The organism is uncultured Clostridium sp., from assembly GCF_947072515.1.
Classification (GTDB): Bacteria; Bacillota; Clostridia; order Clostridiales; family Clostridiaceae; genus Clostridium.
This window is the reverse complement of record NZ_CAMTIG010000037.1, coordinates 20,550-33,990: the sequence shown is the minus strand read 5'-3', so window position 1 is coordinate 33,990 and position 13,441 is coordinate 20,550. Positions and strand designations below refer to the sequence as shown.

16 protein-coding genes and 1 tRNA gene are annotated in these 13,441 nt (G+C 27.6%); 13 read left to right on the top strand and 4 right to left on the bottom strand.

Annotated features, from left to right (window positions below; genetic code table 11):
- Positions 1 to 61 precede the first annotated feature (61 nt).
- Positions 62 to 135: transfer RNA gene (locus Q0W06_RS13260), tRNA-Cys, on the top strand.
- A 165-nt stretch (positions 136 to 300) separates the two neighbouring features.
- Here the strand turns inward: Q0W06_RS13260 and Q0W06_RS13255 are convergent.
- Together Q0W06_RS13255 and Q0W06_RS13250 are read right to left on the bottom strand one after the other, a co-directional pair.
- Positions 301 to 1,209, bottom strand: a complete 909-nt coding sequence (locus Q0W06_RS13255) for an LD-carboxypeptidase (RefSeq protein WP_297636443.1) — start codon at positions 1,207 to 1,209, stop codon at positions 301 to 303.
- Between the two features lie 107 nt (positions 1,210 to 1,316).
- The gene (locus Q0W06_RS13250; protein WP_297636440.1) at positions 1,317 to 2,264 is read right to left on the bottom strand and encodes a magnesium transporter CorA family protein; all 948 of its coding nucleotides are present in this window, start codon (positions 2,262 to 2,264) and stop codon (positions 1,317 to 1,319) included.
- A 271-nt stretch (positions 2,265 to 2,535) separates the two neighbouring features.
- Here Q0W06_RS13250 and Q0W06_RS13245 point away from each other — a divergent pair, with 271 nt between their 5' ends.
- Positions 2,536 to 3,015: a hypothetical protein gene (locus tag Q0W06_RS13245; protein ID WP_297636437.1), complete on the top strand. Its 480-nt coding sequence runs from the start codon at positions 2,536 to 2,538 to the stop codon at positions 3,013 to 3,015.
- A gap of 19 nt (positions 3,016 to 3,034) precedes the next feature.
- Here Q0W06_RS13245 and Q0W06_RS13240 read toward each other — a convergent pair whose 3' ends face one another.
- Complete coding sequence (locus Q0W06_RS13240; RefSeq protein WP_297636434.1) at positions 3,035 to 4,198, bottom strand: M20 family peptidase; 1,164 nt, start codon at positions 4,196 to 4,198, stop codon at positions 3,035 to 3,037.
- 131 nt (positions 4,199 to 4,329) lie between these two features.
- Between Q0W06_RS13240 and Q0W06_RS13235 the strand changes: the two genes are divergently transcribed.
- The 7 genes from Q0W06_RS13235 (at position 4,330) to Q0W06_RS13205 (ending at position 7,972) form a co-directional block, all read left to right on the top strand.
- The gene (locus tag Q0W06_RS13235) at positions 4,330 to 4,575 is read left to right on the top strand and encodes a sigma factor G inhibitor Gin (protein ID WP_297636431.1); all 246 of its coding nucleotides are present in this window, start codon (positions 4,330 to 4,332) and stop codon (positions 4,573 to 4,575) included.
- An 18-nt stretch (positions 4,576 to 4,593) separates the two neighbouring features.
- Positions 4,594 to 5,220 (top strand): dTMP kinase, encoded by a 627-nt coding sequence (tmk, locus tag Q0W06_RS13230; RefSeq protein WP_297636428.1) that lies wholly within the window; start codon positions 4,594 to 4,596, stop codon positions 5,218 to 5,220.
- Positions 5,221 to 5,302: 82 nt separating this feature from the next.
- A complete protein-coding gene (locus Q0W06_RS13225; protein ID WP_297636425.1) occupies positions 5,303 to 5,632 on the top strand; it encodes a cyclic-di-AMP receptor in 330 nt (109 codons plus the stop codon).
- A 13-nt stretch (positions 5,633 to 5,645) separates the two neighbouring features.
- Positions 5,646 to 6,578 carry a DNA polymerase III subunit delta' gene (locus Q0W06_RS13220; RefSeq protein ID WP_297636422.1) on the top strand — a complete coding sequence of 311 codons (933 nt, stop codon included), beginning with the start codon at positions 5,646 to 5,648 and terminating at the stop codon, positions 6,576 to 6,578.
- A gap of 3 nt (positions 6,579 to 6,581) precedes the next feature.
- Positions 6,582 to 7,487, top strand: coding sequence for a stage 0 sporulation family protein (locus Q0W06_RS13215; RefSeq protein WP_297636419.1), 906 nt, complete (start codon positions 6,582 to 6,584; stop codon positions 7,485 to 7,487).
- Positions 7,488 to 7,497: 10 nt separating this feature from the next.
- Entirely contained in the window at positions 7,498 to 7,701 is a 204-nt protein-coding gene (locus tag Q0W06_RS13210; RefSeq protein ID WP_297636416.1) for a cation transporter, read from the top strand.
- Positions 7,702 to 7,801: 100 nt separating this feature from the next.
- The gene (locus Q0W06_RS13205; RefSeq protein WP_297636413.1) at positions 7,802 to 7,972 is read left to right on the top strand and encodes a 4Fe-4S binding protein; all 171 of its coding nucleotides are present in this window, start codon (positions 7,802 to 7,804) and stop codon (positions 7,970 to 7,972) included.
- 41 nt (positions 7,973 to 8,013) lie between these two features.
- Here Q0W06_RS13205 and Q0W06_RS19685 read toward each other — a convergent pair whose 3' ends face one another.
- Entirely contained in the window at positions 8,014 to 8,688 is a 675-nt protein-coding gene (locus Q0W06_RS19685; protein ID WP_366516790.1) for an MBL fold metallo-hydrolase, read from the bottom strand.
- A 139-nt stretch (positions 8,689 to 8,827) separates the two neighbouring features.
- Between Q0W06_RS19685 and Q0W06_RS13195 the strand changes: the two genes are divergently transcribed.
- The 4 genes from Q0W06_RS13195 (at position 8,828) to Q0W06_RS13180 (ending at position 13,304) form a co-directional block, all read left to right on the top strand.
- Positions 8,828 to 9,283, top strand: a complete 456-nt coding sequence (locus Q0W06_RS13195; RefSeq protein WP_297636407.1) for a CtsR family transcriptional regulator — start codon at positions 8,828 to 8,830, stop codon at positions 9,281 to 9,283.
- A gap of 10 nt (positions 9,284 to 9,293) precedes the next feature.
- Positions 9,294 to 9,827 carry a UvrB/UvrC motif-containing protein gene (locus Q0W06_RS13190; RefSeq protein ID WP_297636404.1) on the top strand — a complete coding sequence of 178 codons (534 nt, stop codon included), beginning with the start codon at positions 9,294 to 9,296 and terminating at the stop codon, positions 9,825 to 9,827.
- Position 9,828: 1 nt separating this feature from the next.
- Positions 9,829 to 10,821 (top strand): ATP--guanido phosphotransferase, encoded by a 993-nt coding sequence (locus Q0W06_RS13185; RefSeq protein WP_297636401.1) that lies wholly within the window; start codon positions 9,829 to 9,831, stop codon positions 10,819 to 10,821.
- Positions 10,822 to 10,883: 62 nt separating this feature from the next.
- Entirely contained in the window at positions 10,884 to 13,304 is a 2,421-nt protein-coding gene (locus Q0W06_RS13180; RefSeq protein ID WP_297636399.1) for an ATP-dependent Clp protease ATP-binding subunit, read from the top strand.
- Positions 13,305 to 13,441: the final 137 nt, after the last annotated feature.

The following is a 13,441-nucleotide window of genomic DNA, read 5'->3' as shown; positions in this document are numbered from 1 at the left end:
GAGCAGAGGACTGAAAATCCTCGTGTCGCTGGTTCGATTCCAGCTCGAGCCACCATGGTATGGCGCTATGGCCAAGTGGTAAGGCATCGGTCTGCAAAACCTTGATCCCCAGTTCGAATCTGGGTGGCGCCTCCATTGAGGAAAACCTGTAAATTTATTTTACAGGTTTTTTATTTTCAAATAAATTGATTGAAAAGTGTTAAAAAATCCACAGAAAGAAAAGAAAAAACAAAAGTTATCCACAAAAATATGAAAAAATGTGGATAAAAGAATATATTATATAAGAAATAGTGGATTATTTTATAGAAGTGCATTTTCGATTAAGTGTAGTTTTTTTGTGTTACTAGAATAATGAGCGCGAATTCCTAAAGGAAATGTATAGTTTGGATAATCATGACCAAAAGGAACATCAAAGATTATTGGTATGTTTAATTTTTTCAACTTAGAAATTAAGAGTTCTTTTATATCAAAATTATCTGATTGATTAGAAACACAGTTAGTAAAATGTCCTAATAAAATTGCTCTACATTTTAAGATAGTTTTACATAGAAGAAGTTGAGAAATTAATCTATCCACGACATAAGGAGCTTCATTTATTTCTTCTAATAAAAGGATACTTGAAGATAAGTTAATTTCATAGCGAGTTCCGATAGATGAGCAAATGGTTGATAAATTACCGCCCATTAAAATACCAGTAGCACTTTTATTGTTAATTACAAAATTTTCCTTAAAATCGTAAGTAAATCCCTTGGAAGGATTTTGCATTAGATATTTTAATATCGGAAGTGTTTGTGAGTCTTTAGCAAAGTCAGACTTTATTAAAGGTCCATGGAAGGTAGGAATTTTATTTTGTGCAAAATAATTTAATAATAGTGTTATGTCACTATAACCACAGAAAAATTTAGCGTTTTTTTGAATTAATTTTATATCTAGATAAGGAAGCATTCTTATTGCTCCAAAGCCACCTCTAAAACAAATAATCCCATCTATTTTAGGGTCTTTAAACATTTCCATTAAGTCATTTGCACGATCAATATCATATCCAGCTAAATAGCCATATTTTTGGTATAGGGATTTGTTATAGCAAACATTAAAATTAAGTTTTTTAAATTCAGAGATATAGCTATCTATTGTAGAATCATCGCTACATCCAGATGGAGCAATTATTCCTATAGTAGAAGTAGGAGTTAATTTTTTTCCGATAAACATATAAACTCTCCTTTTATTATAAAATATATTACAAAAAAAGAGCTAACTCTGATAAATTGCTCTTTTAGTATAGTAATATGATATTTTTGTTAGGATGTTAAAATATTTTATCTAAACATATCTTTTTTATGAAGTATCCAGGCTGCTATTGTACATATAATAATTGTTAAAAACATTATTATAAAAAAGGTATGATTTGAATCAGTATTAAATGGAAAAACAACGTTCATTCCCATAATTCCACTGATCATAGTTGGAATGGACATTAATATTGTTACTGATGCTAATACTTTCATTACAATATTTAAGTTGTTTGAAATCACAGACGCAAAGAAATCCATAGTACTTGCAAGGATATTACTATATATTTCAGTCATTTCGATAGCTTGTTTATTTTCTATAATTACATCTTCTAATACATCTTTATCTTCCTCATATTTTTGAATAGTATCTAATTTAAGCATTTTTTCAAGAGTTATTTCATTTGCTTTTAGTGAAGTAGAAAAATAAACAAGCGATTTTTCTAAAGAATGAAGTTGAATAAGTTCTCTATTTTTCATAGATTTATGAAGACGTTTTTCTATCATGAGACTTTTTTTATCTATTTGTCTTAAGTAAAGTAAAAAATAAGTTGAAACTCTGCTAAGAATCTGTAATGTAAATCTAGATTTTTTATAAGTATAGAAAGACTTAATTTTACCATTAATGAAGTCAGTTAAAATTTTACTGTTTTTTAAGCATACCGTAACAAGTAAGTTTTCAGAGTGTATAATAGATAAAGGATATGTATCGTAGGTTAGAGAATTATCTTCCATCTCTGTAAAAGGTATATCTACTATTACGGATAGCATATTATTCTCTATATCAATACGGGATGTTTCCTCATCATCTAATGAAGCATTTAGAAATTCAAGAGGGATAGAAGTTTTTTTTGAAATTAATATGAGCTCTTCTTCAGATGGAGCCACTATGTTAATCCAACAACCTGGTTCGATATTTTCAAGTTGAATTAATCTTAAAGGCTTATCATCTATAGTTTTAAATATTTGTATCATGGTGTCCTCCAAAAATTTTTGTATAGATATATTTTACAACATAAAGTTAAAAATGAATAGTTTTTACTAATTGTTAAATATTTTATTATTGACTTTTTATTTTGTTAAAGAATTTTATAAAATGATTATAAATATTAAGGAAATAGATGATATTTTTAATATTTAGTTAAAAAAGAATAAAAATAATACATATTAGCTATGGAATAAAATCCTGTTTGTTAGTATAATCTCAATATAATATTAATTGCATTTAATCGGGGGATTTAATAATATGATGCATAGGGAAGTAGTCTCGAAAAGAAAAGCACCAGTTATAGCTATTAGTTTAATAATAATAACTTTTATGCTTTATATTCATGAGGGACTAAAATTAATAAAGTTTAAGGATAGTACTACTTTACAAATCTGGAATATTATAATTATGACTATTACTATTCTTATATTACTTGGGGAAATAATTTCATGCTACACTTCATACAAATATTCAATAATAGCAGACAAACTTATAGTGAATAAAATATTAGGACATAATGAGAGAAATTTGGCTAGCATAAGATTATCTAATATAAGGTATATTGGAGCAAAATCGGCTGCACCGAAGACGAAGTGTAAATCAGTAGGTTCATTTGTATGTAGTTTATTTAATCAAAAAGCATGTATTTGTATTTTTGAAAAAGAAGGAAAAGTTTATAAATTTGAGTTTGAACCTAGCGAAGAGTTTATCCATAGGGTAAATAGAGCCATGGTTTAAAATAAAAGCCTGTAATTACTTACAGGCTTTTATTATTGTAGAATTCAGTTTTAGTTTCATGAAGAAGAGTTTTGTTAATTATTAAATCTAGTCCTGTTAACGCTAAAGAAATACCAGCTTTTTTACACTGCTCTAATGCAAAGGGCTTAATTGTAGCATCAGCAAAATCAGTAGAACCATAAGAAATTTTTTCATCATCTGTTATACAAATATAAGAGTGAATTGTTGGAACGATTTTACTAATTGTACCGATACTTAATCCTGCTTTAGTTCCTACACTAGGTAGGATATTTATTATTCCAGCCTCTTTTAGATTATTATTTAATAATCTATTTAAGGTACTATTAGTTAATAATTCTTCATTTGGAGGTTCATAGAGAGAAATTTTAGATTCTATATTCATTAAATCACCTACAGTTTTTGCAACTAATTTAATTTTAGATTCACAAATTTCTGCTGTTTTAGTATTTTTAGCTCTAATATAGAATTTACCTTCTGAAGTTTTAGGAATTAAAAGTGGTGTTTCTCCACCTTTTGAAAGTATTGAATGAATTTCTACACCATCATCAAAACCTTTAGCTAAAGTATTTATTATATTGAAAGTTAGTAAAATAGCATCTAATGAATTATATTTTTCTTCATTTAAAAAACTTAATCCATCTTCTTTAGAAAAACTTATACTTAAAGGAATAATAGCAGATGAAGTTCCACTTTCAATAGTTTTAGTTTGTGGATGAACAACCATAACAACATCTATATCATCAAAAAGTCCTTGTTTAGCCATTAAGTTTTTAGTTCCACCTAAATATTCACCAGGACAACCGATTATAATAGAAGAACCATATTCCATATCAGTTACAGCATTGCCTAAACAAAGGCCTGCTAGGACTGATATAGATGATAATAGATTATGACCTGTTATATGACCCTTATTAGGAATGGCATCATATTCGCAAAGAAAACAAATTTTAGGATGACCAGTGCCTTTATAAGCATAGAAAGAGTTCTTTATATCTAAAATATCTTTTTCTATTGTGAAGTTATGTTTTTTTAAGATACTACTGATTAAAGAAGAAGCATATTGTTCTTTGTAACTTTCTTCAGGAGTATTATAAAGTTCATTACAAATTATCGATATGTCTTCTTCACAATGGTTAAGATAGGATTTTACTTTATGTTTCATAAGATTTCCTCCTAAATAAATAGTTTATTTTATTTTTACCAAAATTTTAAAAAATATTTATATAGTGTGATTATTAATTTAATAAGTGGGTAAGAATTTAAATAAAGATTTTGATTAAGGGGTGGACAAGTATGAAATTTAAAAATATAAAGATAGAAGAATTTAAAAATAAAGAAATAGAATATGAAAAAGATACAGTTTGTGCAATTTGTGGAAAGGCACATAAAACTGGTTTATCAGAAGACATTATTAATGGTATAATTATTAATGGTGAATATATTTGTCGAAATTGCGAACGAGAAATTGTAAACACTAGAGTTGAAGAAAATAGATATGATTATTTTATAGATAAGATAAAGGTAGTCATATATAAATAGAAGGGAACTAAATATATTATGAATAAAGGCTTATTTATTGCATTTGAAGGTGGAGAAGGATCAGGAAAATCAACAATGATTGAGAAGATATACCTTTGGTTAAAAGAAAAAGGATATGATTGTGTTACTACAAGAGAACCAGGAGGAATAAAAATATCAGAAAAGATAAGAGAAGTTATTTTAGATACTAATAATACAGAGATGGATGGAAGAACAGAGGCACTTTTATACGCTGCAGCAAGAAGACAACATCTAGTAGAAAAGGTATTACCAGCTTTAAACGAAGGAAAGATTGTTTTATGTGATAGATTTGTATTTTCATCATTAGCATATCAAGGACATGCTAGAGGAATTGGAATGGAAGAAGTATATAGAATAAATGAATTTGCTATAGATGGACACATGCCAGATATGTCAATTTTATTTGATATATCACCGGAAGTAGGACTAGAAAGAATAAGAAAAAATTCAGATAGAGAAGTAAATAGATTAGATTTAGAAGCGATAGATTTTCATAATAAAGTTAGAGAAGGGTATAATAACATTTATGAAAATAATAAGGAAAAAATGAAAAAAATTAATGCCGAAAATTCTATTGATGAAGTACTAAATGAATTAAAAACAATATTTACTGAACTACTTTAATTAGGTTAATAAGATATATTTATATATAGAAGTTTATGGTAAAATAGAATTAGGGTTAATTTATTTGTTGGAGGTGTTTTTTATGAAATTAGTTATTGCAATTGTAAATGATGAGGATTCTACTGATTTAATAGAAGCTTTAAATGAAAAGGGCTTTATGGTAACTAAGTTAGCTACCACTGGAGGATTCTTGAAGTCAGGAAATACTACACTTATGATAGGTGTAGAAAAGGAAAAGGCAGAAAATGTTATAGATATAATAAAAGAGATTTGCAAGAAACGTGAAGAAATAGTAGCAACACCGGCACCAATTACTGATGTAGCGGAGGTATATATGCAGTATCCAGTAGAAGTTACAGTTGGAGGTGCAACTGTTTTTGTATTAGATATAGATCAGTTTATAAAGATATAAGGAGAGACTTGTATTGGAAAAATACATTGGATATAAGAAAATAATAGATGGATTCAAAAAGAGAGCTGAAAATAAAACTCTATCTCATGCTCACATAATTGTGGGAGATGATGGAATAGGAAAAAGTAAGCTTGGAGATATATTTTCATCTTTAATTTTAGAGAAAGAAATGTTTAAACCACATGTAGATTCTATAGAGTATAAACCTAAGAAAGCTAGTATGGGAGTAGATGAAGTTAGAGAAATAATAGAGGAAGTTAATAAAAAACCTTATGAAGGAGACAAGAAGGTTATATTAATATATTCGGCTGAAAAGTTAACAATTCAGGCACAGAATGCGTTATTAAAAACTATTGAGGAACCACCAGAAGGTAGATTTATTATACTTTTAACTACATCATTAGAAGTGATATTAGAAACTATAAAATCTAGATGTCAAGTTTATAAATTAACACCATTATCTAAAGATGAAATGAAGGAATATATAGAAGAAAAATATGGAGAAAAAGATATTGAAAATTTTGCTCCAGCACTAGCTTATGCAAGAGGAATTCCAGGTAGGTTAGAAAAATTTTTGCATGATGATGAGTTACAAGAAATAAGAACGGTAGTATTAGAATTAATTAGAGAAATTAATGATAAGAATATAGAAAGTATCTTAAAATATGAGAATAAATTATTAAAATATAAAGATGAGAAAGAAGAACTATTAAGTATAATGGAAGGGTTTATCAGAGATATAATTATTTATAAAGAAGTAGATGATAAGCGATTTATAATAAATTCTGATAAAAATAAAGAAATAGAAGAACTTATGCAGATGATGTCTTATAAAAAATTAAATGGGATGATTGATGCTATTAAGATTGTAAGAAAAAATATAGATGCAGGTTCAAATTTCCAAATTACTTTGAATATTATGCTTATGAGTTTTTTGGAGGGATAATAGATGTTAAAAGTTATAGGTGTTAGATTTAAAAAAGCGGGGAAGATTTATTATTTTGATCCGCAAGAATTAAATGTAACGAAGGACAGTTATGTAATAGTAGAGACAGCAAGAGGAATAGAATTTGGGCAGTGCGTAATAAGTGAAAAGCAAATTGATGAGAGTGAAATAATTGCCCCTTTAAAAACTGTTATTAGAATAGCAGATGAAGAAGATAAAAAAAATCATGCAGAAAATAAAGCGAAAGAAGAAGAAGCTTTAAGAATATGTACTGAAAAGATATGGGATCATAAATTAGATATGAAACTTATAGATGTAGAGTATACATTTGATAATAATAAAGTAATATTTTATTTTACTGCAGATGGAAGAGTTGATTTTAGAGAATTAGTAAAGGATTTAGCAACTATTTTTAAAACAAGAATAGAGCTTAGACAAATTGGTGTAAGAGATGAAGCTAAAATGATAGGTGGACTTGGACCTTGTGGTAGACCTATGTGTTGTTCATCATTTTTAGGTGATTTTACATCAGTATCAATAAAAATGGCAAAAGAACAAAATCTATCTCTTAATCCAACTAAAATATCTGGGATATGTGGAAGACTTATGTGCTGCTTAAATTATGAGCAAAGTACGTATGAAGATATAAGAAAGAGATTACCACGAGTTGGTTCTATTGTAGAAACAGATCAAGGAACAGGTGAAGTAGTCCAAAATAATATAGTTAAAGAATCTGTTAAAGTAAAATTAAAAAATGGAGATGAAGAGTTCATTGAACAATTCAAAATAGAAAATATTAAAATGATTAAAGGTGACTATGAAGATGTTATTGATGATCATGATATAAAATTAGAAGTAGAGACTCCGGAAGATAAAAAATTAATAAAACAACTTATAAAAGAAAAATAGGAGGCATATTATGAAGGCGGTATTAAAAATTATAGGTATAGATAGTGCAACAGATATAAGAAAGACACAGAAAGCTATATCAAGTAATGCTGGAGTAATTGCAAGTGAAATAAGCAAAGCTAAAAAAGAAGCAGTAATAATATATAATGAAAATTATGTGAAAATAGAAAAGATAATTGATTCAATTGAAGAGCTTGGGTATATAGTAATATAATTCAGAAAAATATAAATTTTATAAAATTACTTTAAAACTGAAAAAAAACGTGATAAAATGAAGAAGGTATAATTACCAAAAAAAAGAGGAGGTGTTTTTTATGGCATTTGTAATTCAAGATTCATGCGTAAGCTGTGGAGCATGTGCAGCTGAGTGTCCTGTTAACGCTATAAGCCAAGGAGATACTCAATTCGTAATCGATGCTGATACTTGTATCGACTGTGGAAACTGTGCTAATGTTTGTCCAGTAGGAGCACCAGTACAAGAGTAGTATACAGAAAAAAAGATCGTTATAAGCGATCTTTTTTTTATTTAAATAATATTTAAATTGGATAATGGCGATAATAGTATCGTGTTTAGGAATGAAGAAGGAAGTGTTGATGAATTTATTAGAAAACTTTCTTCTTTTATTTTTTGGGAATTTTTAGTGAGTAATAGATATTGTTCTGGTCCCTTAAAAAGAAAAGAGTAGGGATTAAATTTATAATTCATAGGAATTATAATTTTCGGGTTTATAAGTTTTGCTAATTTATATGCGACTTTCCCATCTAGAGTAATATTCCCACCAATAGGCAAGAAAAGAATATCGCAGTCTTTGATTTTAGATAGAATGGATGGAGAAAGCATATGTCCTAGATATCCTAAATGGCATAAAGTTAAATTATCAATTTTATAGAGAAAAATTAGATTATTACCACGCTTTAAGCCTTGTAAGTTGTCACTATAAGAGGAAAATCCTTCAATGAATAAATTATCTTTTTCATATTTACCAGGATTTGAAATTATAGGAATGTTCTTATTAGAGAGTGAAAAACAATTAAATCTAAAATTTTCGGAGCTGAGAGTAATAATATTAGGAGTCGAGTCAGTTAAGTTACAAGAGTGAAATTTATTTATTGGATCGATAAGAATTCTCTTGCCAAGGGATGTTTTTATTAAAAAACTAGAATTACCAAGCCATGAAATAAAAATAAGAATCACCTCCATAAAGTTAATTATTAGTATCATTTCCATAAAAATAATAAAAAATTCTAAAAAACACATAATTTTATTGATTATATAGAGAAATAATATTAATATTAATATTAAAGGTCAAAGTAAGTCAAAAACAAAAGGAGCGTTTAACATGGCAAGATTAACAGATATAATAGAAAAGTTTATAAAAGAATTGATAATAAAAGACGAAAATCATCAAACACAAATACAAAGGAATGAATTAGCAGATCAATTTAGATGTGCACCTTCACAAATAAATTATGTGCTAACAACTAGGTTTACTTATGCAAAAGGATATGTTATTGAAAGTAAGCGTGGCGGTGGTGGACATATCATTATAAAAAGAATAAATCATACTTGTTCAGAAGATATAAAAAAATTAATAAAAGAGTCAATTGGCAGTAGTATAACATATCATAATGCAATAGCACTTTTAGATAACCTTTTAGAAATAGAACTTATTAATAAAAAGGAATATGAAATCATAAAAATAGCTATGAACGATAATACACTAATATCATCATCTGATAAAAATAAACTAAGATCAGATATTTTGAAGGGAATGGTAACAGTGATAATGGCTTAGGAGGGGTTTTATGATATGTGAGAATTGTAATAGGAGAGAGGCTATATTAAATTTTAGTAAAATAATGGATGGGGAAAATAGCAGTATATGGCTATGTGAAAAATGTGCGAAAGAATATGGTAAAGCTATATTTAGTGATGTACAAGAAGAGAAAGTAGAATATGTTTCATTTAATAATGTTTTAAGTATTTTATTTAATGATGAAACTAAAAAAAGAGAACAACTAAAGAAAGAGTGTCCTAATTGTGGAACAAAAGTTAATGAAATAGAAAAAGGAAAGCTATTAGGATGTGAAGAATGTTATAAAATATTTTTTAAAGAGATAGATATTTTAGTAGAAAAAGATAATATAATTAATGAGCATAGAGGATGTATTCCTAACAAGTTAGGAAATGAGATTGAACTAAAGAGAGAAGTAAAGCAATTAGAGAAAGAAATGGAGATTGCAGTTGCAATTGAGGCCTATGAAAAAGCAGCAGTAATAAGAGATAAAATTAAAGGTTTAAAGGATAAGTTTGATAGCAATATTGGGGAGGAAAGCTAGATTGATTACATTAATGAATAATAAAAATGTAATAAGCAGTAGTATTACATTATTTAGAAATGTGAAAGGATATAATTTCCCAATAGCAATGGAAGAAGAAATAGGAAGAGGATTAACAGAAGAATTAGTAGAAAAAAATTTAAGTATAAATAAAAATATAGAGGTTATAAGATTTTGGAAAGATGAATATAATTTTGAGAATCTAAAAGAACAACGAATTGTAAGAAATAAAACTCTTAAGAATAAGAATATAGTAGCAGTAATTCTAGATGAAAAAAATAATTTATCAATAATTATAAATGAAGAGGAACATTTAAGATTACAAATCACAAAAGGTGGATATAATATAGAAGAAATATACAGGTATGTAAGAGAATATGATGAAAAGTTAGAAAATGGAATAGACTATATGTTTAGTGAAACAATGGGATATCTAACGTCAAATATAAAGCATATAGGAACGGGAATAAAACTTGAAGTAATGCTTCATTTACCAATGCTAACTTTAAATGAAAAAATAAATAAGCTATTCTCACATAAAGATAAATCTATATTTACTATAGAAGGTAAGTATGGAGAAAGAGGAAAAGCATATGGAAGTATATATCTAGTAAAAAATATAACTACTACGGGAATATCTGAAGAAGATTTAATTGATGAATTTAAGACACTTCTTGAATATATAATTCAAGAAGAGGAAAAGGAAAGAAGAAGAGCTTTAAAGAAATATAAAAATGAAATATGGGATAAAATTTATAGAGCATATGGAATTTTAAAAGAAGCTAGAATTTTAGATTCAATAGAAGCATTAGATCTTTTATCATATGTAAGATTGGGTGTTGAATTAGGCATAATTGATATAGATATAAATACAATAGAAAAAGCTATGTTATTATCAAGAAATGCTTATGTTAGACAACATCTAGATGGTGAAACAAGTATAGATAAAATAAATAGAAAAAGAGCAGATATTATAAGGGTAGTTTTAAAGTAGATTACAATTTCATAAAAGAGTGAAAAGCTATATTAAATTCTGTAGAGGAGGAAAAATAACATATGAATGAAAGTAGATTTTCAGAAAGAACGGAAAAAGTTTTTTTAGAAGCGAGAAAAGAAACTGTTAATTTCAGACATGGATATATTGGTTCAGAACATATATTATTAGGAATTCTTAAGGAAGATGGATACTCAAAAGGGATATTAGAAAAAAATGGTGTAGACTATGAAAAAATTAAAAAGAGTGTCGATAAATACCTTGGAAGAGGAGAAATAGTAGTTCCTAAATCTGAATTGTTATTTACTCCAAGAACTAAAAATCTCATAGATGAAGCATTTAAAGAGGCAAAAAAATCATCTCATAAAAAAATAAATCCGGAACATTTATTATTATCAATATTAAAAGAAATAGATAGTGTTGCATATACAATGCTAAGTTTTGCTAAATTAAATATAGAAGAAATAAAAAATGATATAAAATTATTTTTAGAAAATGAAGTAGAAGAAGATGAAGATGATGATGACTTAGATGAAGAAAAAATGCCAATGTTAGTTAAGTATAGTACTAATTTAACGAGGCTTGCAAGAAAATCATCATTAGATCCGGTAATAGGAAGAAGTAAAGAAAATCAAAGAGTATTAGAAATTCTTTGTAGAAGAATAAAAAATAATCCTTGTTTGATAGGGGAACCAGGAGTTGGAAAGACAGCAGTTGTAGAAGGATTAGCACAAAGAATAGTAGATGGTAATGTTCCAGAAATCTTAAAGAAAAAACAAATTTACTCTTTAGATTTAACAAGTCTTATCGCAGGAGCAAAATATAGAGGTGAATTTGAAGACCGATTAAAAAAAGTAATGGCAGAAATAAAAGAAAATAAAAATATAATAATATTTATAGATGAGATTCATTCGATTATAGGTGCAGGTGGAGCAGAAGGAGCTATTGATGCTTCTAATATTCTAAAGCCATCTTTAGCTAGAGGAGATATTCAATGTGTTGGAGCAACTACTATAGATGAATATCGCAAACATATAGAAAAAGATGCAGCGTTAGAAAGAAGGTTTCAGTCAGTACTAGTTGAAGAACCGAATAATGAAGAAACTCTAGAAATTTTAAAGGGTGTAAAAGATAAGTATGAAGTACATCATAATGTCAAAATTACAGCAGAAGCATTGAATGCAGCTGTGAAGATGTCAGATAGATATGTATGTGATAGATTTATGCCAGATAAAGCAATTGACTTAATTGATGAAGCATCTTCAAAAGTAAGAATAGAAGCATTAATAGAACCACCAAATTTAAAAGAAATTGAAGAGAATATTTTAAAGATAAAAAAAGAAAAAGAAAGATGTATTTCAATACAAGAGTTTGAGAAAGCTGCAAAGCTTAGAGATAATGAAAGAAATTTACGAGATAAACTAGAAAACTTTACTGAAGAATGGAGCAAAAATAAAACAGATGAGGAACTAATTGTAGATAGAGAACAGATTGCAAAAGTAGTAGCTAGTTGGACTAATATACCAGTAGAAAAATTAACTGAAGAAGAGGGAGCTAAATTATTACACCTAGAGGATAATCTTCATAAAAGGGTAATAGGTCAAAATGAGGCTATTGAACTTGTTTCAAAGGCTGTTAGAAGGGCTAGAGTTGGACTTAAAAGTCCAAATAGACCAATAGGAAGCTTTATATTTCTAGGTCCTACAGGAGTTGGGAAAACTGAACTTAGTAAGGCATTGGCTGAAGCTATGTTTTCACATGAAAATAATATGATAAGAATAGATATGTCAGAATATATGGAAAAACATGCAGTATCAAAACTTATAGGAGCACCTCCAGGATATATAGGATATGAAGAAGGAGGGCAACTTACAGAAGCTGTAAGAAGAAAGCCATATAGTGTAATTTTATTAGATGAAATAGAAAAAGCACATCCAGATGTATTTAATATATTACTTCAGATTTTAGAAGATGGTAGATTAACTGATGGAAAAGGTAAAAGTGTAAACTTTAAAAATACAATAATAATAATGACATCAAATGTTGGTGCTCATAATATTAAAAAACAAAAAAATGTAGGTTTTTTTGCAGATGAAAATTGGAATAAAGAGTATGATTTAATGAAAGACAGTATATTATCAGAATTAAAAAATACATTTAAACCAGAATTTCTAAATAGAATAGATGATACTATAGTTTTCCATAAGCTTAGAAAAGAAGATATGCTAAATATTACTGAAATAATGCTTAAGGAAGTTAAAGAAAGATTAGATGAAAATGATATCTACATTAACTTTACTGCTGAAAGCAAAAATTACATTATAAATAAGTGTGATGTTAGAGAGTTTGGCGCTAGACCGTTAAGGAGAGTTATAACTAAAGAGGTGGAAGATAAAATTAGTGAAGAACTTTTAAAAGGCAAAATAAAAAGGCTAGAAGGCTACGAGGCAACAATTCAAGAAGATACATTAATATTTAAATAGAGAAATAAAAACTACCTTTTATAACTTTTAATAGATTTGGTAAAAATATATTAAGAGGGAGGGTAGTTTTTTATTTAATTAATATTGAAATGCAATAAATTAGTGATATAATATGAATTAACAGATACCCCCTAGGG

Bases quoted from the DNA above. Each gene is read 5' to 3' on its own strand.
- Q0W06_RS13255 (WP_297636443.1), bottom strand. From the start codon at position 1,209: ATGTTTATCGGAAAAAAATTAACTCCTACTTCTACTATAGGAATAATT.
- Q0W06_RS13250 (WP_297636440.1), bottom strand. From the start codon at position 2,264: ATGATACAAATATTTAAAACTATAGATGATAAGCCTTTAAGATTAATT.
- Q0W06_RS13245 (WP_297636437.1), top strand. From the start codon at position 2,536: ATGATGCATAGGGAAGTAGTCTCGAAAAGAAAAGCACCAGTTATAGCT.
- Q0W06_RS13240 (WP_297636434.1), bottom strand. From the start codon at position 4,198: ATGAAACATAAAGTAAAATCCTATCTTAACCATTGTGAAGAAGACATA.
- Q0W06_RS13235 (WP_297636431.1), top strand. From the start codon at position 4,330: ATGAAATTTAAAAATATAAAGATAGAAGAATTTAAAAATAAAGAAATA.
- tmk (WP_297636428.1), top strand. From the start codon at position 4,594: ATGAATAAAGGCTTATTTATTGCATTTGAAGGTGGAGAAGGATCAGGA.
- Q0W06_RS13225 (WP_297636425.1), top strand. From the start codon at position 5,303: ATGAAATTAGTTATTGCAATTGTAAATGATGAGGATTCTACTGATTTA.
- Q0W06_RS13215 (WP_297636419.1), top strand. From the start codon at position 6,582: ATGTTAAAAGTTATAGGTGTTAGATTTAAAAAAGCGGGGAAGATTTAT.
- Q0W06_RS13210 (WP_297636416.1), top strand. From the start codon at position 7,498: ATGAAGGCGGTATTAAAAATTATAGGTATAGATAGTGCAACAGATATA.
- Q0W06_RS13205 (WP_297636413.1), top strand. From the start codon at position 7,802: ATGGCATTTGTAATTCAAGATTCATGCGTAAGCTGTGGAGCATGTGCA.
- Q0W06_RS19685 (WP_366516790.1), bottom strand. From the start codon at position 8,688: ATGGAGGTGATTCTTATTTTTATTTCATGGCTTGGTAATTCTAGTTTT.
- Q0W06_RS13195 (WP_297636407.1), top strand. From the start codon at position 8,828: ATGGCAAGATTAACAGATATAATAGAAAAGTTTATAAAAGAATTGATA.
- Q0W06_RS13190 (WP_297636404.1), top strand. From the start codon at position 9,294: ATGATATGTGAGAATTGTAATAGGAGAGAGGCTATATTAAATTTTAGT.
- Q0W06_RS13180 (WP_297636399.1), top strand. From the start codon at position 10,884: ATGAATGAAAGTAGATTTTCAGAAAGAACGGAAAAAGTTTTTTTAGAA.